General features: G+C 35.3%; 9 protein-coding genes. All 9 read right to left on the reverse strand.

Annotation, left to right across the window (positions count from 1 at the left end):
* Nucleotides 1–23: 23 nt before the first annotated feature.
* A complete protein-coding gene (locus tag ACFS3A_RS19465) occupies nt 24–1,829 on the reverse strand; it encodes a LysM peptidoglycan-binding domain-containing protein (RefSeq protein ID WP_379827227.1) in 1,806 nt (601 codons plus the stop codon).
* Nucleotides 1,830–1,939: 110 nt separating this feature from the next.
* Nucleotides 1,940–3,127, reverse strand: coding sequence for a phosphoglycerate kinase (locus ACFS3A_RS19470; RefSeq protein ID WP_379827228.1), 1,188 nt, complete (start codon nt 3,125–3,127; stop codon nt 1,940–1,942).
* A gap of 259 nt (nt 3,128–3,386) precedes the next feature.
* On the reverse strand, nt 3,387–3,893 hold the full coding sequence (locus ACFS3A_RS19475) for a hypothetical protein (protein WP_379827229.1): 507 nt from the start codon (nt 3,891–3,893) through the stop codon (nt 3,387–3,389).
* Complete coding sequence (locus ACFS3A_RS19480) at nt 3,890–4,594, reverse strand: pirin family protein (RefSeq protein WP_379827230.1); 705 nt, start codon at nt 4,592–4,594, stop codon at nt 3,890–3,892. Before ACFS3A_RS19480 ends, ACFS3A_RS19475 begins: the two co-directional genes overlap by 4 nt.
* Nucleotides 4,595–4,612: 18 nt before the next feature.
* Nucleotides 4,613–5,353 (reverse strand): dioxygenase family protein, encoded by a 741-nt coding sequence (locus tag ACFS3A_RS19485; protein ID WP_379827231.1) that lies wholly within the window; start codon nt 5,351–5,353, stop codon nt 4,613–4,615.
* Between the two features lie 478 nt (nt 5,354–5,831).
* A complete protein-coding gene (locus tag ACFS3A_RS19490) occupies nt 5,832–6,521 on the reverse strand; it encodes a LytR/AlgR family response regulator transcription factor (RefSeq protein ID WP_379827232.1) in 690 nt (229 codons plus the stop codon).
* Nucleotides 6,518–7,609 (reverse strand): sensor histidine kinase, encoded by a 1,092-nt coding sequence (locus tag ACFS3A_RS19495; protein ID WP_379827233.1) that lies wholly within the window; start codon nt 7,607–7,609, stop codon nt 6,518–6,520. The genes ACFS3A_RS19490 and ACFS3A_RS19495 overlap by 4 nt, the downstream gene beginning before the upstream one ends.
* A 166-nt stretch (nt 7,610–7,775) precedes the next feature.
* Nucleotides 7,776–8,744, reverse strand: coding sequence for a PorP/SprF family type IX secretion system membrane protein (locus ACFS3A_RS19500; protein ID WP_379827234.1), 969 nt, complete (start codon nt 8,742–8,744; stop codon nt 7,776–7,778).
* Between the two features lie 43 nt (nt 8,745–8,787).
* Nucleotides 8,788–26,703 carry a T9SS type B sorting domain-containing protein gene (locus ACFS3A_RS19505; protein ID WP_379827235.1) on the reverse strand — a complete coding sequence of 5,972 codons (17,916 nt, stop codon included), beginning with the start codon at nt 26,701–26,703 and terminating at the stop codon, nt 8,788–8,790.
* Nucleotides 26,704–26,771: the final 68 nt, after the last annotated feature.

Raw genomic sequence — 26,771 nt, forward strand, 5'->3', positions numbered from 1 at the left:
CAAATTTAAATAAGATTTTTCTTTTATCCGTTTATTTTAAGTTTCATTCCCGGTTTAATATCTTCATCTTTAATACCATTCCATTTTTTAATATCTGAAATTGTTACTCCAGGATATTTTTTAGAAATACTGTATAAAGAATCTCCTTTTTTAACGTAATAATCTTCGCTAACATTTTTAGAAGGAGCTTTTTTCTTAAATGAATCAACCGAGTTTGATGCAATTGCTGTTGAAGCCGGCTCTTCTATAACTATCGCTGCTTTAGAAATAATCAGTGTTTTTCCTAAACCAATGTTATTTGAAGTTAAATTGTTAAGTTCTTTTAACTCCGCAATAGTCGTACCGAACTTCTTTGCTATACTGCCTAAATTGTCTCCAGCTGCTACAACATAGTCCATATCTACAGCTGTTTTCTCTTTATTTTCAACAGCTGCAACAGCTTGTTCTTTTTCTATAGCCTGAACTGATTTAACAGGAGCTTCCTCTTCTCCTTTTATTTTCAAGCTTCTTCCAATGGCAACAGCATTTGTTTTTAAGTTGTTCCATTTTTTAATATCAGAAATGCTAACATCATATTTAGATGCAATTGCTCCCAGATTGTCTCCTTTTCTAACTTTATAAAATTCGAAATCACCTTTGTCAATTGTTGCTGCTTTCGTAGCAGCCGGTTTTGCTTTTGGAGCATATTTTACAGCCAATCTCGATGAAGTCGATCTAAGCTCTGTGTCATGTTTCACGTAAGCATAAATCTGCTCTTCATTGGAAACGAAGGTTGAGATTTTATCTTTTGGAAGTCTAATAAAATGCTGTTCTCCCTGATAATAAGGAACCACATTCATTTTATAAGATGGATTTAAAAGCTGAATTTGAGATTGAGGCATGTCTAACAAATCGGCAATTTGCTTGAAAGACATTTGATTTTTGATTGCTATCGTATCGGTTTCAAAGTTTTTAACCACTGCTCTTTCCGGGTTAATTCCGTGTTCTTTGTGATATTCAAAAAGATACATTGTAGCTAAGAAAGCCGGAACGTAACCTTGAGTTTCTTTTGGAAGATAGTTACGAATGTCCCAGTATTTTGTTTTTCCTCCAGAACGACGAATTGCTTTGGTAACATTTCCCGGACCTGAATTATAAGAAGCTAAAACCAGTTCCCAGTCTCCAAAAATATTGAACATTTTGGTCATGTATTCAGAACATGCGGCTGTAGCTTTAAGAGGATCGCTTCTTTCATCGATATAAGAATCAATTTTTAAAGCGTATTGTTTTCCGGTTCCGTACATAAACTGCCAAAGTCCCGTTGCGCCCATTTTAGAAACTGCTTTAGGATTTAAAGCAGATTCTACAACGGCTAAATATTTTATTTCCAAAGGAACATTGCTTTTTGCAAAAGACTCCTCAAAGATTGGGAAATAATATTCTGATAAAGCCATTAATCGGGAAAACGATTTTTTACGGTTCTTAAGAAATGACTTTATTATATTTTCTAAACCCTGATTGTATTCAATCTCAAAAGGTGATTTCTCATTCATCGCCGCCAAACGCTGTTTTAGCAATTCGGTTGGCAGTTCTTCATCAACAGTAACATCCTTGTTGATGGTTTGAATGTCTTTGGTCAGGTCGTCATATATATCCAGACTTACTAATTCGTTCATCCATAAACTATCCACTTTTGAAGCCAGATCGTTTTTTTTGAATGTGCTTTTTATAGAATCTAAATATGTTAACTTAACTTCTGGTTTACTTTCAAAATTCGATGCTGTTTCCTGTGAAAAGGCAGCCATCGTAAAGAAAGCAGAAACCACTAATGATATTTTCCTTACAATCATATAACATTTTTTTAAAATTCTGTAATTCAAATAATTACGAGAAGTGTACTTTTGCAAAAATAAGCCCTTTATTGAAGAAAACTAATTAAAAAAATGTTAATTGTGATATTTTAGTCTAAAATCGCAGCGATTCCAGGTAAAATTCTTCCTTCTAACATTTCAAGCATTGCCCCGCCACCAGTAGAAACATAGCTCATTTTATCTTCAAATCCGAACTGTTTTACAGCGGCAACAGAATCTCCACCTCCAACTAATGAAAATGCTCCATTTGCAGTAGCTTCAGCAATATAATCTCCTAATGCGATTGTTCCTTTAGAGAAAGTTTCCATTTCAAAAACGCCTAACGGACCATTCCAAAGAATTGTTTTTGACTCTAAAATTACTTTTTTGAAGTTCTCTAAAGATTTTGGACCTGCATCTAAACCTTGCCATCCGTCAGGAATTGCAGTTACATCTACAATCTGAGTATTTGCTGTGTTTGAGAAATCGTCTGCAGCAACAACATCAACCGGAATATGAACCTGAACGTTTTTCTCTTTTGCTAATCTTAAGATCTCTAAAGCTAAATCCAGTTTATCATCCTCGCAGATAGACTCACCGATTTTTCCGCCTTGCGCTTTAATGAAAGTAAATGTCATACCTCCTCCGATAATCATGTGATCTACTTTATCTAAGATATTTTCGATAACTGTGATTTTAGAAGAAACTTTAGAACCTCCAAGAACAGCTGTTACAGGTTTTTCACTGTTTTTAAGAACTTTATTTAAGCTATCAATTTCTTTAGCCAATAATGTTCCAAAAGTTTTATCGTTTGGAAAGAACTGCGCGATAATTGTCGTAGATGCGTGTGCTCTGTGGGCTGTACCAAATGCATCATTTACATAAATATCTCCTAGAGAAGCCAATTCTTTAGCGAAAGCTACATCTCCTGCTTCTTCTTCAGCATGAAAACGTAAATTTTCCAACAATAAAACTTCACCTGGCTGTAAATTTTTAGCAGCTGTTTGAGCTGGCTCTCCAACACAGTTTTCAGCAAACTTAACCTCAACCCCTAAAATTTCAGAAGCTGTTTTTAAAATATGTTTTAATGAATATTTTTCTTCAGCACCTTTTGGTCTTCCTAAATGCGACATTAAGATTACACTTCCGCCTTGCGCCAAAATTGCATCAATAGTTGGCTTTGCAGCTTCAATACGTGTGGTATCAGTTACATTAAAATTCTCATCCAACGGCACGTTAAAGTCTACACGGATAATTGCTTTTTTATTTTTAAAATCGAAATCGTTTAAAGTTTTCATCTTGATAATTTTTTAGTTTTTTTAGAAAGAAAAACAAATATAGGACTTTTAGAGTTCTAACAAATTCGGATAAACTAAAAAAGAAGCAATAAAAAGAACGAAAACGTTATAAATTTACAAAAAAAATGGTTTATTTAAGAATAAAAACAATTTTAGATGGTAATTTAGTACTGCCTTTTATAAAAAAACCTTTCCTGTCAACAGAAAAACAGGAAAGGCAAAAAATCAATTTAGATTATTTTTGTTTTTGGAGGATCAATTAGTCTTCTGTCTGAATGTAACAAATAGACAAATTATTCTGTACCGGAAACATGATGGTTTCGTATTCGTTTTGGTTTTCAATGTTTTTAGAAACCAGATAATTTCCTTCTATAATTCCGAAATAATTTAATAAAGGCGTATAAAAAGTAATTCCTATTTTATGTTTTGATATATCGGCTATATCTGTATTTATAATATCTAACTGATAATTGATGAAAGGAAAATAGTTGTTCCCTAAAACGTCTGTCACACGATGAAAGTATCCTTTTAATTGTTCAACATAACCGCTTGCAGCCATACCGGTCAGAAAATGGAGCTGACTGGCTTTTTCGTTTTCGCTCATTAATTCCCTAAATGTATTTTTTTTGTTTGCTCCCAAATTAAACTGTTGGCTCTGCATCTGATATTCTTTGAAAGTATCTTCAAAAACATATTTATCCCACAGAAATGTAGACGATTTGTCTATTACAATGCGGTAGGCCAGTCTTATTTTGGTGATCTTCATGAATGAAATGATTTTAATGGAACTTCAATTACAATTAAAATTGCATTTTCTGAAAGCGCTTCCCATTCTATTTTTTCTGTTTCTTTTAATGCCAGACCATCTTTTGCTTCCAAAAGTCTGTTTTCTACTTCAAAAGCACCATTGAGCACAAATGCAAAAACGCCATTTTTGGAATTTCTTAATTTAAATGATCCCTCTTTTCTTCCGTCGTATATTCCAATAAATCCTAAAGCTCTTTCGACTTCAAACAAAGAGTAGAGTTTGTTGTGTGTACTGAAATCAAATTTATATTGTTGAAAATAGTTTTTGAAATACTGTTTTCCCATATCGAATTCAATTTCGAGATAACTCACATTTTCATTCTCATACGGATTAAAAATTTCAAGCGTTAAATCATCATCTGCAGCAATAACCCTAATTTGGTCTACACACAGGAACTCAGCATTGCCAATACTATCTTTGTATTCTATTGCACCAAACAAAGGCAAAATGATACTATTTGTTTTTGAATTTATAAATCGGCTAATACGCTGCTGTGGGGCAAGTATTACTTCATTCAAAATTTTTAACGATCCAAATGCATTACGGGATAAGTCCTGATATTGTTCAAAATTAAAAGTGGCAAAACAGTTGTGCTTTTCAGAATTGAAAACTCCTCTTGAATCAGACTTATAAATTTGGGCTGGAATCTGCGCTATCATTATAAACTACTTTTTAAACTAACTTGCTACATTGATCGTATGGGTTAAAACATAGCCATCACTAATGCTTCCGGTTACGGTTCCAAGCTCATTTGCAACTGAATCTGAAAAGACATTATCGGATGCATTATAAGTATAGCCGGATAATCCTTTGGTATAACCATTTGCACTTGATGCATTTACTGTTGCAACAGCACTATTTGTTCCTTCCGGAAAAGCAATTTGAGTTACCAGTAAAGAAGTTCCTCCCGAATTATAAATATGCACATGAATATGAGTAGCACGACCTGAATACCATCCCGGAAAAATAGACGTAAAGGTTACTAAACCATTTTCATCTGTAGTTTGTCTTCCTCTTAAAAAGTGAGCTGAAGTGTAATTTACTGATTGCATTGAAGTTCCTCCATACTCTGAATAATAACCGTCTTTATCGCAATGCCAGATATCTACAATCGCATCTTTTAATACAGCACAATTTGCTTTGGTATTTTTGACTGTAATTTTAATTGTAAAGGCCACCCCTGTTCTATCCATCACAATATTTGATTTGACTAAAGATGATGGCGAAATAGTTGGAAACGGACCCGCAGTTTCTGATGGTGTAACGGAGCAGCTTCCTGAAGATGAACCTGAACCTGAATCAGTACCCGTTGAAGTATCTGCTGAATCATCATCTTTACTGCATGAATTTATAATTGGAATTGCCAAAGTGCTAATTCCTACTAAACCCAAACCTCTTAAAAACTCTTTTCTTTGCATTTTTTTGCTTTTTTAATGTTATTCAATGAAATGATTAACAGTTATTTTGAAGTAAAATTATTGGAATTTAATGTGTTGTAAAAAGTTTGAGGTAAACGATATTATTTATGAGGTAAACGAATAAAATATTTTTTTTTGTAGTAAAATTTACCTGTAAAAATTATCCCATTTTATATTTATATAATTAATGAAACATATTCTTGTATAATCCCAATATAGCATGAAAGAAACAGCCTGAAAATAGTAGAGAAAAAATACGCTTCGGAGAAGCAGAATATTTATAGCAATCAAAATAACCGTGGAGGATCTAAAGCTCCAGAGGAGCTACATTTTTTTTACAATGACTGTAGATTTCGCTCCGTTGGAGCTCTTTTATATTGACGTAATTGAATTTCTATAAATATTTTGCTGCTCTGGAGCTTATAAAAAAATACAGATAAAAAAGATGCTCTAATACTAATATACAATCGGTATTATATCACTTTCCTTCGAAAAGCGTAAAGAAAGCTTCCTCGTAACTGGTGCTTATTGGAATTTCAGTCTGATCTATAAAGATGATTTTGTTTCTTATTTTAGAAACTTTAGAAACAGGGACAATGAAAGAACGATGCACTCGGACAAATTCAGTTTCAGGCAATTTTTGAATTATTGCCTTTAACGTCATACGCGCTACAACCGTTTTTTGATCTCTAATATGAATTTTAAGATAATCATCGAGACCTTCGATATACAAGATGTCTGAAAATAAGATTTTAATGAGACTGTAATCTGCACGAATAAAAAGATACTGCTGTTCTATATTTTGGTTTTGTGTTTTCCATTGTGAGTATGCTTTTTCTGCAGCCTGTTGGAATCTTGCAACAGAAATTGGCTTTAATAAATAATCTGTTGCACTAAGAGTAAAACCTTCTACGGCAAATTCAGAATAAGCCGTTGTAAAAATAACCATTGTTTTGTGTGGTAGCTTTTTGTAGAAATCCAAACCGGAAATTGATGGCATATTGATATCCAAAAACAATAAATCTACCGGATATTTCTTTAAATATTTAAATGCTTCATCAGATTTCGTAAACGTTTTTCGAAGCTCAATGTAATCAATTGTTTCACATAAACTCTGAAGAATTTCTAATGCCAATGGCTCATCATCTAATGCTATTGCTTTTATCATCGAATTTTAATACTCAAATTTACAACGTACTTTTCTGCTGAATCTTCAATCATTAAAGCATGTTTGTTTGGATATACTAATTTCAGTCTTTCAATTGTATTTTGCAAGCCGATACCTGAATCTGACTGAACGGAAAATGTCTTTTTATTAGAAACGTATAAAGTTAGTATTTCTTCTTCAATATCTATTTTAATGTAGATTTCTGAAGTCTGGTCAGGATTGACTCCGTATTTAAATGCATTTTCAATAAAAGAAATTAAGATCAGAGGAGTTATTACTTTTCCGAAAGTTTTTCCAATAACCGAATAATTAATGGCAACTGTATTTCCTAAGCGGGTCTTTTGGAGTGAAATAAAGTTATTGATATAATTGATTTCTTTGGTTAAATCGATAACCTCATCGTTTGAATTGACCATGATATAACGCATCAGTTCTGATAACTGCACTACGGCATCAGGAGTTTTATCGTCTTTTTTTAAGGCGAGTGCATAGATACTATTTAATGTATTAAACAGAAAATGCGGATTTATCTGTGCTTTTAAAAATGCTAATTCAGATTTTACTTTTTCTTTCTCGACACTTTGTAACCTTCCTGAAATAGCAAAAAGTAAACTTGTAGCAACTCCAATTAAGTACACAAGCGTAGTATGTCCATATTGCGTAGGCGGACCTCCATTAAATTCAAAAGGCATTAGATGATTTCCATGTGGAGGCGGAGGAAATCTACCGTCAAATGGTTTTGGATGACCTGCAAACTTTCCTGAATGATATTCAAAATCCAAAAAATTACGGCTTGGGTGATCCAGAACTGTTGAAATCCATAGAAAGAATAAAAGAAAAACGATTATGATTAAATAATATAAAAGCTTCTTTTCTGAAAAGTATAGTTTCGGAATGAGATAATAATAGTTGAAGTAAAAGAAACAAAGGAGCGTAAAATAGATGAAAAAATAAATGCGGTCATGTGCATTTGTATACAAATTTGGTAATGAAAAAACAGTATCTGTAGACGTAAATGCATACGGCAAAAATAAAAAAGCGAGGCACAATACTGTGTGTTTCGCATAAAGTGAGAATTTTGCTTTCATGAATCAAATTTGATTTATACCTTTTTGAAAAACAAAACGATAGGATTCCAAATTTAATGTTATTGAAAATTTATTTCAAATTATTGCGGTAAAAACACTTAATGTTGCGACTCGCTTTAAAAATATTAGCCTTTTTCGGGCTTAAATTATAATCGTTATTTGACGATTAGTCGTGAACAGGGCTCTGTGTACATGGACAGTTACTGATCGATTGTAAGAAATCAAATCCGATTGTTATCGAATGTGTTCCTGAATTATAACTTCCAAGACCGTTAAACATCAACTGGTAAGAATATGCAAAGTAGAACTTTGATTTCATAAAACCAGCCATTGGACCTGCAGCCAAAGGTTTTGGAAACTGGTCGTTTAAGAAACGATACGAAACTCCAATCCAATAATAATCTTCGTAACGATTGTAACGTCTGTATTTGAAGTTAAAATCGGTAGTAGAACGCTGGTCACTTGCAAAATACTGAAAGAAAACCGATGGTTCATATTCGATACGTCTGTTTTCACCATCTCTAAATGTGAATCCGGAATATACCTGGAAGTTAGAAAGCAAATCCGGTTCATTTGTTCTATCCCTAGTCAGGTTTTTCTTTAAAACGTTATTGGCGTTAAAACTTAAATAAAATCCTTTATGACGGTACAAAGCACTAAGGTCAAAGTTATTATTTGAAGTTTGACGATTATCTGTTACAGAAGGATCAAGACCACCTCCAACTCCTTCAAAATTCCCTGTTTCTAAACGAAAGGTATTGATGTTATACGAGATACCAAACGATAGATATTTTTCAGAATAATAATCTAAAATAAGGTGGTGTGCAAACGAAACTTTAGCTCCTGTTTGTCTGGTGTTTCCGTTACTATCGTTATAGAGTGATATACCAACTCCCGAACGATCCAGGACACGAAAATCTGCATACAATGATTGGTTATCCGGTGCATCTTTAATTCCGACCCACTGTGTTAAACCATTGGCCCTGATACGGAGGTTATCTCCAATACCGGCATAAGCAGGTGAAAGAATAAAAGGGTTATCCGCTAAATACTGCGTAAACACCGGTAGGTTTAACTCTTGGCTGTAACTTGTTGTTACAGCCATGAGTACTAAGGATAAAATAAACTTTTTCATTGTAATAATTTTTTTAGATAACATCATTGGGGCTATAATTTTGTTATCTGTATAATGTGAAATGTCCAACAAACTCTCTCGGATCTTTAGGATCATTCAGTTTAAGAACATACCAGTAATCTCCTGTTGGTAATTCGTTTCCGTTGTATCTACCATCCCATTTTCCTCCAACTTTATATTTACCAACTACTCTACCGTATCTGTCGTAAACATCGAATGTCAGATCTTTGTAAGCTAATGCTCCACAATCAGGACCAATAGTAGTATTAGCACCTGAACCGTTTGGTGTAAAGTAGTTCGGCAGACAGAAATCGTAGAATATACCAGGAACATCAATTGTTGCCTCACAACCATTTTTGTCTCTTACAATTACTTTGTAAACATCTGTTTTGTAGATTCTATACGTGTTTGATGAAGAGAATGGTTCTCCGTTGAAACTGTACTCGTAAGGAGCAATACCTCCCGAAGCTTTTACTGATATCGTATTGATTTCATTGCTTTGTTTTGTTGTATCAATCAGGCTTACCGGATCAACTGCGTCTACATCAAACAAGTCTGTCGATACTTCACATCCGTTAGTATGTCTTACTGTTACATAATGTGGTTCTCCTCCAGAAACATCTGTAAAGATATTGCTTGGCTGGAATGTTCCATTATCTAGTGCATAACTAATTTGCGTTGGATCTGTATTAGATTCATCTATCGAAACAATAACCATATTTGACTGCGCATTGTTCACACAATCATAAGTTACTTTAACTTTAGGATTAAGAGTAACCGGCAATGGTACACTCACTTCTACTTCCTGAGGGCAGTTTCCACCATCTTTCACAAATACGGTGTAAATACCTCCTGCAAGATTCTCAAATGTATGTTGTGTTCCGTTAACCGGTTGGTAAGTACCATTAATATCATTTAAACTAACCATATAAGGAGCTGTACCACCCGCAATGTCAATTGTAAATGTACCATTACGTTCTCCTGCACATTGTTCTCCCTCAGTCTTACCAGGAGTTTCTACAACTGAAAGTGGTGCTAAAGGTTGTTTAACCTCAACTACTTCAGGATCATAACATCCATTTTCATCTGTTGCTATAACAGTATAGAAACCAGCTTTTAATTTCGTAAAAATGTTTGTGTCGAAGAATTGATCGTTTCTTGGTGAAATAGAATACGTATAACGTCCTGTTCCTCCTTTACCAATTACTTCAATTTGTCCATCATTACCACCAAAACATTTCACTGCTGTTGGGATAAATTCTGCCGAGAATACCTCTTGCGGCTGACTAATATTAACATCCTCTGGTGGAGTTTGACAATCACCACTTTTCACAACTACTTTATAATCACCAGCTAAAAGCTTATCAAATCTACCTTCTGACTGTGGTCCTTTCAGTACATTTCCATCTTTATCTAACAAAGTATATTCGTAGTTTCCTAATCCTCCTGTAGCATTTGCTACAATTACTCCACTTGCATCTTCACGACATAATACTACTGCGTGTGTTGTATCTACATTAGCCAACAATGGTTCAAGTGCCGGAATTGTAATTTCGTTAGTATCAAAACTAATACATCCGTTGGCATCCTTCACATAATACTTGTATTTACCTGGAATTACCTCAAACTGAACTGAACTTGGAAACGGAACTGTTGAATAGTTTACACCATCGGTACTATAAGTGTAAGGAGGCGTACCACCAATAACACTTAAAGTAAGTTGAGTATCTGTAAGACATGTTCTTTGTCTAGTTTCAGCCAAACTTGGTTGAACTTTAGAAGGTTCCGTAATTGTTATTGGAGCAGATTCTCCAATACAATTAAATCCATCTGTTACGGTTACTGTATATGTTCCTACGCCTAAACCAGCAAATGAAGGTGAAAGCTGAGGTCCTGAAGATCTCACAGGAGTAGAAGAAGTAGTATTTAAAGTATATAAATAATTACTACCCTGTCCACCTGTAACCGAAGTCGCAGTAATAGTCGCGCTCATATCTCCATTACATAATAATAATGTAATGTTTGATGAAGCTGTAACCACAATTGGTTTTGGATCCTCTAATAGAATCTGATCAGTATCAACACAACCGCCAGCATCTTTAACAGAAACGGTATACAATCCTGCTTTTAATCCCGGGAATATGTTTTGAGTAGAAAAATCTACTGTAACCGGACCATCCAATTTATATAAATAATCACCTGACCATCCGCCTTGAGCACTTACACGAATTTCTCCGTCATCATTACCTGTCACACAAGTAATATCTTTCTTAGATGGTAAAATTTCTAATGCTGCTGCCGGACCTTCGATAGTGAAGCTTGTCGTAACAGGGCAATATGGAACTCCATCTAATGTTGCGGTGATCGTATATTTACCAGCTGCCAAGTTAGGAAGTACTAATGTTGTACTATTTGAACTTCCGCTTATCGGCGCATCAGATCCACGTGTTAATACATATGTAAACGGACCTGCTTCATCTGTTGGTGTTGGAATATCATCAACGAATGTTAATGTTATACTACCATCTGTATCTGTGAAACAAGTCACATTTTTAACATCTGAAGCTACAAAACGGAACGTGTTTGGCTCGTTAACAATATATGGTTTTTCTACACCACAACCTGTTACCGGATTGGTAACTTTAATTAAATATGTACCTGGTCTAAGCCCTGTGAATAATCCATTTACTCCATTTGTAACAGGGTAAACTGTACTATTTGTTCCTTCAATTGTGTATGTCAATGTTGGTAATGTTCCTCTTGTTGGAATAGCTGTTACCTGAACTGACTCAGCATCTCTACAGTTAATTTTTGTTGTAGCAAGATCTAAACGAGCTATATCTACATACTGAGCAATTGTAACTGAAGAGTATCCGCCCTGACAACCTTTACTGTCAAATACATAGACATCATATCTACCACCTAAGTAATCCGATTCAGTATAAGTATTTCTGTTATCATCCTGAACTACTTTACCGTCTCTCACAAATTGGTATCTGATATAAGTAGTAGAACCTCCTCTTACTGAACCTGCAGGAACTGTAATTGTAGCGTCTATAGCTGTATTACCTACATTACAAAGGTACTGTGTAACGATTGGTTCATCTACCACAATCGGAGCCGGCTCACCTACAGTTACATCAGCAGTTCCAGGACATCCTTTACCAGAAATTACCGTTACCACATAATCACCTGCTGGTAAATCGTAGAAGTATGGCGAATCCTGAATAGCTCTAGTTTCCGGACCAGAAGTAAGACTGTATCTGTACTCTGGGTTATTATTTGCAGCATCAAGTTTAACCTCTATACGTCCATCTCTGTAAGTATTACAAGTTACAGCATAACCTGTTGCGGTGATTCCAGTTATTAGAGTTGGTATTTCGATTTTAACATCTACCGATTTCTCACATGTTGGAGTTGTACTAATATCTCTTACAATAAATGTATAATTTCCTGGTGCTAAGTCTCTAAATATGTTATCTACAGATGTCGTATTCCAATTATCTTTTGTGTATAAATAATTTGCCGGCATTTTACCTCCGCCTGCAGTTAATGTAACCACACCAGTAGCTGTCATACAAGTTGGGTCTGTAGTAATTTCTGCTTTTAGCGTAAGCGGTGCAGGAATGTTAAATGCAGTTGTAGTTTGTACAACACATTGATTCGCATCTCTTACCCATACAGTATAATCTCCAGCATTTTTTACAATGAAAGAGGCATCATCCTGATATTGTTTTCCATCTAAGCTGTATTGTAACTTAGCTACTCCTGTCGCAACAACATTAATTTTGTAACCATTAACATCATAACAAGGACTATCTACAGTTACATTAGTAATAGCTGGCATTGGATCTAATGAAATGTTTACTGGTACAAATGCTTTACAACCTTTTGCATCCATTACATAAACATGCCAAGTATCAAATGCCGGAGCAATTGCTGCAGTTGGAATTGTTATTATTTTTTCATCTTTAAATGAGGCATCAGCCGGAACTCCTGCTGTTGGTGAAACCACAACATATTTATATCCTTTTGTACCTCCCACAATTTGTGTTTCATCGATTGTAATAACCGCACCTGTCGAACGACAATTTTGATTTTTAACCGTTGGTTTGAAACTAATCAAATCTAATACTGGTGGTTGAGTAATTTCAAATGTATTAGAAGTCACAGAACAGAATGGATAATCATTCTCTTTAATAACTACTGTATAAGTGCTTCCTGCACCAACTCCAACCGGAATTGTAAATGGATTAGTCGTTGCACTATCTATAGGTCCTAAAACACCTGTTACAGCTACACCACCATTGAAAACCTGGTAAGTGTAAGTTCCTGTATAATCTATCACATCGATTGTGATTTCACCATTTGTTCCACCATTACAAGATACTGCTGTAGAAGCTTTTGCAACAACTTTTGCTGTTTCGTATAATGGTACATTATAAGCATCTGTCATAACAGAACAAAATGTAGTATTATCAATAATCTTAAACTGATAGAAATGACCTGCTGTTGGAGCTATGTAATCGAAACTAGTGTTTCCTGCTCCAACTGGAGTAGCCGCTTGTAAAAGCAGACCATCTTGGTAAACTTCATAATCAAAATTAGCCGGAGATGAACCACCTGAAATTGCTACCTTAATTGTTTCATGTCCATTGTTATCACAAGAAGCTCTTTCAAATAAAGTTGCTGTAGCAGCCGTTAATTTAGGGAATGCCTCAAGTGGAATTGTAACATCATCAATACAACCATTAGCATCTTTAGCATAGAATGTTAATGTTTGCGCTACCTCATTATCTACAATGAATTTATTGTCTTCTTTCCAGTTTGTTCCATTTTCACTATACAAATAATCTTTAATTGCACCACTTCCTGCACCACCTGTAGCTGTAACCTCTACTATTGTAGAATTTGTAGTATTAGTACCTGAACATGTAAATGCTGAAGGTGTAGCAGTAGCTTCTACTAAAGAAGGATTATTGATAACAACCGTATTTGGTGCATCACAATTTCTTCCAGAAGTTACATTTACTGCATAAGTACCTGCTGTTAAACCTGTAAATAAAGGTGTGTCTTGTGTAATCAAAAGACCTCCCGGAGCAGATGTAAGCTGTATGCTATATTTGTAATCAATATCGTTATTACCTGCTGCTAATTCAAGCAAGATTGTACCATTAGCCATATTCCCCTGACCTCCTGCACAATATGGCGAAGTTGGTTTTGGAGTATATACAACCGGAGTTGGAGCAGTCATTTCAATTGGTTCGATTAGGTATTCACAATCATGCTGATCGTATACTGTAAATACATAAGTACCCGGAGTAGCTGCATTAACTGCGTAATCTACAAAAGTTGCACCCGGTCCAAATGGAATTTTACCAGAAGCCAGTGCTCCATTAATAGCCACTGTGTAGCTATAATCAGGGTAACCACCAATAGCACTTACTCTAATTGTTCCGTCAACATTGGTACAGAAAATATCTTCTCTTTTTTTTGCTGAAGCAAAAAGCTGCGGTTTAATCTCTGTACTTGTTGCTGCAGATTCGCAACCATAGTTATCTCTAACTTTTATCAAATACGTTTTCGGAGTTAATTTATCGAATGTATATGTTGAATGCCATGTTTCACCATTATCAATAGAATACTCATAAGTCACTGGGAAAGTAGATGTACTTGCCGCAGTAATCTCTATAGTAGTTGAATTTGTATTGTAATAACAATAATCAGATGTTGTCGCAATTGTTAATGTTGGTAGAGGAGCAACAAGCAATTCAAATGAATCTGTTACTTTATCTGTACAATTGTTTGCATCTTTTACTTCAACGTCATAAGGTCCTGTTTGAGTAAGATTTTCGAAAACACCATTCGTATTAGATATTTGAGTATTATCTGGTTGTGTTAACGTAAACGTGTAATCACCCCATCCACCAGATGCTGTTAAAATAACTTTACCACGAGTTGTACAACCTAATGGTGTTACTACCGGAGTCGCTAAAACTAAAGCTGCAGGCGGAGCTGCGATGTCAAACCCTAATACCAAAGAACATTCTGTTTCGTCGTCATACACAGTTATTGTATGGTGTCCGGCACTTAATCCTGTTAAATTGATTACTGGATTTGTTAAGCCAGTAACCGCAGTGCCTGGTGCATCAACCGTATATTGATATGTTCCTGAATTTGAACCAAAACCAGAAACGAAGAAACTAGCTTTTCCATCAGTTGCAGTAGCACAAGTAATTCCATCTGTAGACAGTTCTTTGATATCAATTTTGATAACGTTATCAATCTTAAGTCTTTTTTGAAAAGTACATTTATTTTCATCTGTTACCTGGAATACATATTCAACATCTGGTAAAAGGTTTGTAAATGTCGTAACAGTACCGTTATCTCTAACTGCAGAAGCAGGCGAAATAATTTGGTACGTTAATGTTCCAACACCTCCAACAACTCCTGAAATAGTAGCAGTTGTAGTCCCTCTCGAACATGTAATTGCAAGTCCTGGTGTTAATACAAAATCACTAGGAGGAACTAATCTCAATATATCAACAAAACCATGTACTACACAATCATTTTCATCTTTAATTGAATAAAGAATATGCTGATCTGTTTTGGTACTATTTTCGTTTACAGTATAAGTGTCCTTATCTATAAAATCACCTCCGTCAAAACTGTACGTATAATTACCAGTACCACCAGTAGCTTTTAGTACTACTGTTGCAGATTGCGCCACGTTTCCAGTTCCACAAGTAAGTCCTGTAATTTCCGGAGTTAATAACTCTAATAAAGTAGGTTCTCCTAAAGTTGCTGAACTGGTAACCTCACATCCTAAAGCATCTCTTACAATAAACGGATAAGTTCCTGCTGCAACTGTATATAGCGTTGTTTTAGAGAATCCTAAATTATTAAAGTTATAAGTATAAGGGCCTTTTCCTCCTTTTGCAGATACTTCTATAGTACCATTGCCACCGTTACATAAAGGTTGGATTGGTGTATAATCCGGATCAATTGGTACAATTTCCTCAACAGTAACTTCCGAAGTCTCAATTGGACAACCATTTGCATCTGTAATTCTAAATTTATATACATCAGCATCGGCTGCAGCAACAGGATAGGTAAATGTTGTAACACCAGCTGCTACAGTAGTTGTTGGCGTAAAAGCAACGTATGAACCTGACGCACCTTTTTTAACCTCATAACTAAAATAAGGAAGAGTACCTTTTTCAACTTTAACCGTTATTGTAGCATTTGCTACCGCATTTCCAGAAACTGAACAATCTAATTGTTTTGTTACTTGCGCACTAGCCTTAGGTGTTTCTGTAATCGTGATATTATCTGAATCCTCGCAATCGTTAAAATCTTTAACTTTTACAATTACTGGTCCAAAGCTTAAGTCTTTAATCGTATAAGGGAAAGGAACTGCGTCTTTAATTTCAGTCCAATCACCTCCATTTACACTAACGTAATAAGGAGCGATACCTTGAGTTGTCATTGAAACTGTAACTTCAAACTTACCGTCAACAGCACATTTGTCTACAATTTCTAATTTATCAATTTCCGGGCTTGGGTCTAAATCAACATCTACAGTCGTAGATTTAATACAATCGTAAGCATCTTTAACCCAAACGTAGTAAGAACCTGATTCTACATTAAAAATATTATCATTATCTGCACCCCACGCATCAGTTACTAATGGAGGTGTAGCAGATTGATTAATAATATACTTGAATGGACCTGTTCCTCCTTTAGGAGTCGCAACTACCTGTCCGGCATCGTTTTTACAGTTGTCCTTTTTTGGAGAATTTGCAGTTACAGATAAATCTACAGATGACTCTGTTACAACAAAAGGAGCTGATGCCGATGTACAACCTATAGCAGAACCATCTAGTTCTGTGAATTTCACATAGTAAGTTCCAGGATTAAGACCTCTTACTTCTACAGGAACAGTAGTAGGCATAGTTATTACATCAGTAATGCCTGCACTTTTGTCTGAATTATCATAAAAGATTTCATAGTTTACTTGTGAAGCTGCTGTACCACTAAGAGAAATAGATACGCCACCTGTTGGTGTATTTTTACAAGCAACAGGAATTGCAGTAGCTACACTAGCTAACGAAGTTATTGGGGCAACTGCACCATCGGCTTTTTTAAAGTAATAACAATTAGTAATTGGATCATATATAACAAAAGTATAAACTACTCCCGGAGTTAAACCTGTAAAAGTATGTCTTAACGGGAATCCAGGATCAGCCGGCAATAAGACACTTGCAAATGGTATACCTGGAGTATCATAAATTCCAAACCTATAATCAGGATTTGCAGGGTAAACAAGTGGATTTAAATCAACAATAATAGTTGCACCATCAGAACACGTAGCAATTGGTATCGTTAAATCAATATTTAAATCGCTTGGCGGAGCAATAATTTTAACATCCTTTTTAACACTAGGACAGCCATTACTATCATAAACTGTCAATATGAAATCTCCATAACTTAAATCGTCAAATGTATATGGTGTAATTCCATCCTGATTATCAACAATTTTAGTACCTGTAACTATATTTCTTAATTCATATGTATAAGGACCATCACCATTGGTAACGGCGCTAACCGTAACCGAACCTAAAGATGGACCAGGACATAGCATGTCAACTGTTGAGTATGTAAACTGAATTTCAGCAGGTTCTTTCACAACAGCATACGCTACATCAGATATACAGCCTTTAGCATCAGTAATAGTATATGGATATCCAAGACCAGTAGAAGCCGCTAAATTTGTGAATGTAGGGTTATCTGTTGGTGTACCTCCATTAAAACTATATTTAAATGGACCTACTCCTGTTTTTGGAACAATTGTCACAACACCATCAGCAGATTGGAAACAATTTAAGTCTGTAACGTCTGCGTCTGCAGTTGGTTTTACAGGATCTGTTAGCTCTACACCAACTGTAGATGATTGAGAACATCCGGCAGAAGTCACATTAAAATAATAAGTTCCCTGAGTTGATGTGTTAAATACATTACCAGGCATTGTTGTAAATGGTCCTGAAATACTTGTACTGTATCCATACACATAACTATTGTCTCCCCCGCTTGCGCTTAATGTAACTTGCGCCTGAGCTGTTGTAAATGGGGCAACAGGAGTACATGTAATGTTTTTATCTGGTTTTACTGTAAGTAATAATTTATCAGAAATATTTAAATCAAACACTGCAGATATACAACCGTTGTCATCTTTAACTGTTAATTCATAAGTACCTGAATCTGTAATTGTTTTCACAGGATTTGTACTATAATTTCCGTCTATACCATATAAAATACCTGATCCAGGGAATACCGTTCCAGACATTGAAATAGTAATTGGAGAACCTGCAAAACATGTAACACCAATTGGATCAACAGTTGGTACTGCATCTCTGGTAATATGAGCAGTTGTTTGAGCCGGACATCCTTTCGAATCTCTTACATAAACATCATAATCCTCTCCATCAACAAGCGTGTTTTTAGAGAAAGTTTTTGTAGTTGTATAATCTGCCGGATAAGTTGGTTCTGTTGAACCTGCTTTAACCACAGCATAATACAATGTTCCTGTTCCGCCATTAGCGGTAACAGTTATAGTTGTATCATTTCTATCACAGAATACTTTAGGTCCTGTTGCACTTACAATTGTAACTGCAGTAGGATTTGTTAATACGATAGTTTCATGAGCCTCACATTTTGTAAGGTTGTTAGTAACACTAAATGTATATGAGTCTGCTTTTAATCCAGAATATGTAATTACATCGCCTGTTTTAGAAATACCTGTAGTAATTACACCTGTGCTTCCGGTTAAGCTATAGTTATAACCTGTAGTTCCGTTAGTATTTCCGGATATGGTGAAAACAAGTCTACCATCAGACAAATCTCTACAAGATACATTTGCATCAATTTTACCTGATTCCAAAATTGGAGTTACAGGATCTATTACTGCTGTCCCTGTTTTTGTACAACCGTTATCATCTGTAATAGTGAAATTATAAGTTCCAGAAACTAAACCTGTAAAAGTATAAGTGTTAGCGTTGATATTTGTTGCAACTAATCCACCAGTTGGTGCAGTTGCAGCTGTATAACTAGTAATTTCATATTTCAACGGTAATTTACCGCCAGTAACGTCAACTTTTAAATCTGTTGTTAATTTAGAAACCTCACAAGTAATAGCCGGCGATGAAAAAGCTATAAGAGTTGGAGGAGTCAATGGTACAACCGTAGCTGAAGTTGCCACCGTACAACCATTAGCATCTGTAACTGTAATATTTACAGTACCATCAGCATTAATTGTAAATGTATTTGAATTTGATAAACTTACTGATGTCGCCGGGTTTCCAGTATCATAAGTATATCTGTATTTGTTTGTTCCTGTATATGGAGTTCCTCCTGAAGCAGTAACTGTTATAACAGCTGCCTGAGAAGCATTATTTGTTGCACATTTTAAGTCAGTTGTAACTTTCGCATCTGCTTCAAATATAGCCGCCGGACCTGTAACAATCACTGGTTTAGCAACAAAACATTTTGTATTAGTATCTCTAACTACGATATCGTAAGAAGCGGCTTCTAATCCTGCAAATTCGTTAGATGCTTGCCAATTAAGCCCATTATCTTTACTGTACTCATAAGTCCCAGAAGTTGGAGTTGCCGTTACAATTATTTTTCCTGTAGAGGCTCCAAAACATTTAACAACTGTGATATCAGTCGTAAAATCTGGAGTTACTTTAGTAGCAATATTTTCTGTGAAACCTGTTTTACATCCTTTACTGTCTAAAATTTCGAACACATAAGAACCAGCCACAGCAGCAGGATATGTAAATGTAGTTACTCCCGCTCCAAGATCTGTATATGTTGCAGGGAAACCAGCTCCATTAACATTTACTCTATATCTGTAGTCCGGATATCCCTTGCCAATTGTAACTTCGATAATAGCATCTGTGCTAGTGTTACAATCTAATTTTTTAGTGATTTTATGATCTGTAACTACTACAGGAACAGCCACTACTTGTTTTGGTAAGTCTATTGAACAACCTGTAGTAATATCTGTAACTGTAACAATGTATTCATCAGGAATTAATCCTGTAAAAATTCCACTAGTTTTTTGTGCTCCTTTATTGATGCTATATACAAAATTAGGATTATTGCTAGGAGTAACTGTAATTGTAGCTCCCGCGCCACCAGCACATAAATCAGTTGCTGTTGCATCTATACTTGCAGTCGGATAAACTTTATCGTTAATAGTAAAGCTTCCATCTACTGAACAACCTCTCAAATCAGTAACCGTATAGGTATAATTTCCTGCTCCTAAATTAGTAAACAAGTTTGATGGTTGGCTAATTGCCGGACCTGTAGGAGGCGTTACTACATAAGTATTATTTCCCCATCCGCCAACTACATTAATTGTAGCGGTTCCATTGTCTTTACAAGTAACATGAGTCAACGTTTCCGGATCTAATGCTAATTGTGCTGTTGGTGCAGCTATTGTAACCGTTTGTTCAACAAAACAAGTTGTATCTGTATTCGTAACTCTAATTTTATGATCTCCAGCACTTAATCCCGGTACAGAAATATCAAATGAAGTTCCTGATGAAGGAGATTGTAATCCTGTAACTGCTGCTAAAGCATCAACTTGATAGCTGTATCTAACAACATTACCTAATCCGGAAACTGTAAATACAGCACTTCCATCAGTAGCATTTAAACATGAAATGTCATTTTTAGATTTAACTGAAACTGTAAAAACCGGTAATGCTTTAATTTCATAAACTTTTTCATAAAGACATTTATTTGCATCTCTAACTTCAAAAGTATAGGTTACACCGGCATCTAATCCAGGAAATGAATTACTAGATTGGAATGTAGTTGTTGCGTAAGCCGCTGGTGCTTTTATTCTATATTCTAAACCTGTCGTCGGTACTGCTACATTTGAAGCATTAACAACATCAGTAATAGTCACTGTTGCTTTATTTGAAGGACAAGTTACTGCAGAATTATTAATCGTCATTCCTTTTGGAGGATTCACTGCATTAATTGTTCCTGCAACAACTGTTTTAGAACAATTTTTACTATCTGTAACCGTAACAGAATAACTTCCCGGAGTTGTTAAATTCTCGAAAAGACCAGTAGTATTACTTCCTACAGTCGTGTTTGTAGTTGTATTTTTTAATACAAAAGTATAACCACCAGCATTACCACCTATAGCAGAAGCTGAAATTGTCGCAGATGTTTCGCAAGTATATGGTATCGTGATTGATGCAGAAGGATTTAAATCTTCTGGTTGGTAAACTTTAAATTTATACGTTTGCTCACAACCTAAGTCATCTTTAATGATATAGCTGTACTCAATTCCGGCAACAGAACCTTCTAAGTTACCATAATGAGTGTCTGGTCCAAAAGTACCTGTTCCATTAAACTGATAGCTAAATGGAGCAACACCTGTTAATGGCGTAATATCTACATAACCATTTTTAGCATCATAACATGTAACATTTTCAACTTTATGTTCTGCAGTTACAGGCTCTGTTTGTTTAACTTCTATTTCTTCAACTGCTTTACAACCGTTTTTATCTGTGATTGTGAAAACATAAGTTCCCGGAACATTAGTATATGTAAATGTTGGACCAGTAATATCTCCGCTTGTGAATAAAACAGCATTTGTTGTTTTATTCTTTACTTCATATTTATATGGAGCAGTTCCTCCATCGATCTTAACTTCAATAGTTGCATTCCCTGTTGTACAAGTTAATGCGCCGCTAATAGATGAACGAGCTGAAATTTGCTTAGTAATTGTTTGACTTACTGCCAGAGCATCACAGCTATTACCGTCTGTAATCAAGAAAGTGTAAGTACCAGGAGCAGTCACAGGATAATCAAATGATGTTTCATTAAATGCTGCACTTACAGATCCGTAATTAGTACCTCCATCAGTACTTACTTTATACCTAAAAGGACCAACTCCTCCAATAATATTAACAGTAATCTTAGCACCGGTATTATTATCAAAACACAAACCTGTATTTTGAACTACCTCAGCCTGTGGTATAGATGCAGGATCAATTACCAGTTCCGTATCCATATCATCAGTACAAGATTTAGAATCTACTCCTGAGATAATATAAGTACCAGCTGGAACTTCGTTCAAAATCCCGTCGCTTGGGAAAGTTTTAGTGTATGGAGAATTTTTATCTTTTATCGTAATCGTATAACCAGGTGTTCCTCCAATTGCCGTAGCCGTAACAGTTGCACCTTTACAAGTAGCTGCGGATGCAGTTGCATTTACAATAAATGGATCTTTAGATGGAACTAATGTTGGAATTGTAAAATTACAAGATGCAGCATCATTTGCATAACGAACGCGAACATCATAAGTACCTGAAGTACGCCCTGTAATATGAACAGGAGAAACTGTAGATTGTACCCATGTTGGAGATGTAGCGCCACCATTTAAAGTATAATAGAATCCGTTTGTAGTATCAAAGTTTTCTACGTAAATGCTAAATCTACCATCGGCACTATCACTACAAGAAACACCATTAATATCTTTAACTTCAGCCTTAAATCCTTTTCCGTTTTCTACTTTTAAATCTAATACTTCAGCAGATAAACATGATTTTGGTAATTGATAAACTAAAATATCATCTACCGCCAAATCACTTCCGTCAACAATTGCAATATTCGTTTTAATTACAAAATCAAGATCTGTATTATCACCCGGATTAATTGCAAGTTCAATTTTATTCCATTGCTCGTTCTGAGTAATTTTTGCTGTTTTTATAGAAGCTCCGGGAACTGCTACTCCATTTTTACTCAACTCGATCGTTAAATCTGGTGCCGCCTTTAAATTTGTACTTTTTAATAAATTTAAAGCGTAAAAAGTAACCTTAACATCTTGTTTTGGAATAACATCATGAATTGGCTTACTATAAATAATTGTTCCAACAGGAATACCTTCTGCTTCACCACCAATATTAATTGCCAAATACCTACCATCAGGTATGCCAGGTGCTTTAGTATGGTCTGTTGGTATTACCCATCCAAAATCTGGATCATGATCAGGAAGAATACCTTTTGTAACTGTATATTCTCCATCGTTCATTAACCAAGGATGCCATACATTGAATTTATTACAATCTACAATAGCATCTTGTCTTTCAAAACAGTAAACACTATTAATTCCAGGCGAAGTAGTATCAGCTCCGTTTCCAAAATCTTCTTTTAACAAATTACTGAATGTAGGAACCTGTACTAAAGTGTATTCTACTTTAATTTTATAATCACCAGCTGGTAAATCTTTATAAACGTTAGCAGGAGTATTTGTATTTAGTGTATAAATATAACTACCAGGATTTGCCGGGTCTGGCTTACCGATATAGTAGGAATAGGTATAACTTGCACTTGTAGAAACATTAGCTGTTACTGTCACTGTCCCTTGTCCGTTACAGTTGTAAACAGCATCTGAAACATCAAAAGTAGGTTTTGCAGGTTTTGGATCTAAGACAATTCCTTTAACCTCAAATATACAACCTGCAGCATCTTTAATTAATAAAGTATAAGGCGTTGCACGAGGCTCAACATAAGCCTGATTACTTGTAATCCAAGTATCGCCATTATCAAAACTGTATCTGTAAAGATCTGGAGCAGGGAATGGAACACCTCCCTGAGCGTTAGTAATTCTTACTAAACCTTGGTCTTCATGTCCAGTTGGTCCACAACCAGATAATTCAGCCACACCACCAGAAGCTGTTAACTCTGATGCTGGCCCATTAATTGTAATTGTTTTTTCCGGGTCAGTACATTCTACTCCGCCAATTGTATATTTTACAATAACCTTGTAATCCCCTTTAGTCAAACCTGTTGTTGGTAAAGATGTATATGTACCTCCATTAACACTATAAGAAACGGTATAACCAGAATCTGCCGGAGAAACTGAAATCGAAATTTCTCCTTCTTTAGCATTGTAACAACTTAAATTTTTCGAATTTATAGTAACCGTTGGTTTAGCAATAGGATTTACTGAAAATGTTGGAATTGTATAGGCACAATCATGGCTGTCAACTACTATAATACTGTAGCTGCCGCCCGGATTTATTACAGGAATTTTATTCTCAGCAACAAACGGTTCCGCATTTATAGAGTAATAATAAGGTCCTGTACCTCCTTTAGGATTTACTGTAATTTCTCCGTCTGAACATGCCGTTAATGATTTTACATCATAAGTCGCAGTAAGCGCCTCTGGTGCAACTATTTTTACCTCACTTGTATGAGTACAACCATCAGATGTTGTAACAATAAGATCATAATTACCTGGAAGTAAATCGAATTTTGCATTATTTGGAGAAGCTGGCCCAACGGTCTGAACTGTTGTCGTACCTTGTTTGATAACAAAAGTATAATTTGGATTCACATTATTTGCTGCAACTTCTACACTACCCTTATTACCTGCACAAAGAGGTTGGGTAATTACAGTCTTAACATCAACATCAAGATTTCTGATAAGGATCTTTTCAACTGTAAAATCACATGGAAATGTAGTTACAGCTGTTTGTTTAATATGTACGGTATAAGAACCTGGAGTACTAATTGGAAATATATTACTTGACTGATACGCCCCAATAGGTCCACTTGGATCTTTGCTTATTGCATATTCATATCCGGCCGGAACATCTTCAATAGTAATACTACCATTTGTTGAACAAATAATATCGGTGTGTTTTTCTTTTGGAGTTAATGGATTTTGATAAACATCAAAGTAAAAACGATTGAAACAAACTCCTCCTTTATAGGTAACAGTTAATCTGTATCTTCCTTTTGCATTTGCAGTATAATCAGGTCCTATACCTACCTGATCCCATTTACAAAGTTCGCTTGGGTTTCCAGTACTTGTCAATGATTCGTTCGGACAGTTTTGACCTGTTGATACAGTACAACTACCTTCAACGAAGCGTTCCCATACTATATTGGATGCATCTGTAATACTTGTTTTTATTTCCTTTTTATCATTACCTCCACACAAATAAATGTTTGGAAATGGTTGACCAGTATCAGCACAAGTTAAAACTTCACTTGCGAAAGGTAACACAGGGTTTGTGCTTGTACTTTTAAAACGGGTTACCACAAAAGATTGAGAGATAGATCTACATGGTGCTTCTGCTAAGTTATACACATAATATGTCCCTTCTTTGGTCACATTAAATGGATTTCCTTCCCCAATTTTATTTTTCATTTCAGCATCACTGTACCAGGTGTACTTATCATATCCTTTTGCTGGAATAAGGTCAACACTTTCTGTACATAAGGTTACATTTTCAGTATATTCGCAACCGGTTACTCCTACTAGAAAATTGGTAGCTTTTGGTGTAACAGCACATCCTTCTGTTGAATTAACACTCCCTTGAGGATCTCTTTCATCTATTGAAAAGTTGGTATTTTCTTTACCTTTGTAAGTAGCAAAAGCCTGATTATCGATACTGTTAGAACAAGCCTCACTTAGCGAACGACAATCCGGAACTACGTGAACTTTAAAAGCGATAGTACTTACAGTAGGACTATTCTTTTTTATTAATTCAGGATCTGTTACCTCAAATACAATTTTTCTTGTAACCGGGTCATAAGGTGTTTTTACTATTATTCCTTTTGGCAATGGAAGTAAATCATCTTTTTGATTAAAAATAACGTTTATCGGCAGTTGGTCAGTTATAATTAATGAAGTTGCATCATCATTACCTTTATTTTGAATACTAATTTCATAACGTAATTCCTGACCAAGAGTCACATTCTTTCCTCCGATATCCTTCCCGTCTGTGTCCTTTACAATTTTTGTCAGAGCAATTTGAGGAGCTATAACTTCTACGTTAAAAGCATTAAAATAAACACCATAACCATCTCCACTGGTCGTTAATTTTAAATCAGCTCTAGTATCATTATTTTTAATAATAGCGTTACTCGCATTATTCAATTCGATAATACCTGCATCAAAACCCAGTGTATTTGTACTGGCTGGTCTTCTTGCAAGATTGTGTCCCGAAAGATCATTAATTACACTACAAAAGAAATTGTTTTTTGTACGCTCGGTAGTAAAAACCTGTGTACCATTTACAGAATAAGTATCTCCGCTTGTTCCCTTATCTCCTTCTAAAGCTGCAAAAGCTAATTTTACTTTTACATTCCCTGTTGGTATGGTTTTAAAACCTGATATTCTATAAGTCAAATCGGCACCACCAGCTTTAATCCAGCTGAAACCATCATAAGCAGTAATGTATTTTGCACTTGAATTTGGATCTTCATAAATAACAAATAAGGACCACCCTGCAGCATATCCTCCATTACCCAATTTACCGCGAGCAGAATTAACATTTGCTACCGTATATTCTCCTTCAGGATTTTTTGAATCTTTTAAAAGTTGTGTTACGTTAGCATAATAAGCATACGGTATTTGATCTCCATTTGTTGTCTTTGGATTATTATTATAATAATCGTAAATTAAACTTCCTGTAATATTATTATAAGTCGTTTCATTGGCAAGCATAAACTTAATATTGCCCAAATCACTTCGCTTTACCGTTTTGTTATCTAAAGAAGCTTGTGTGTAGACACCAGACCAATACAATCCGGCATACACAATATTGTAACATGCTCTACTTGCATCCGGCACCTTTAGAGTTGCAGAACTTGAACTAAAGGTATCGGGATCATTATCAATATCAATATATTGCATGTTCTCGTTGTTATTATCTGTACCTCCCGTAAAAGCATCGTTCGCATACTCAGTTTTCTTATTGTTATCTCTATTAACAATACTATTACCAATAAGCATCATATCTCCTCTAATACTTGTATCAAACCTTGAAGTAAAAGGTACATGATTTTGTCCAAGCATAAGATAACTTTGCAATAAAAACAAAGTCAATAAAATCAATCTCAGGTTAGTAGGCTTTCTCATAATCTTTTTTTTGTTTACTTAACATTTTATCCTATAAGGGGCATTATTGAATAAAACACTTTGTATGA

The sequence above is a fragment of the Flavobacterium notoginsengisoli genome, from assembly GCF_042686225.1.
Lineage (GTDB): Bacteria > Bacteroidota > Bacteroidia > Flavobacteriales > Flavobacteriaceae > Flavobacterium > Flavobacterium notoginsengisoli.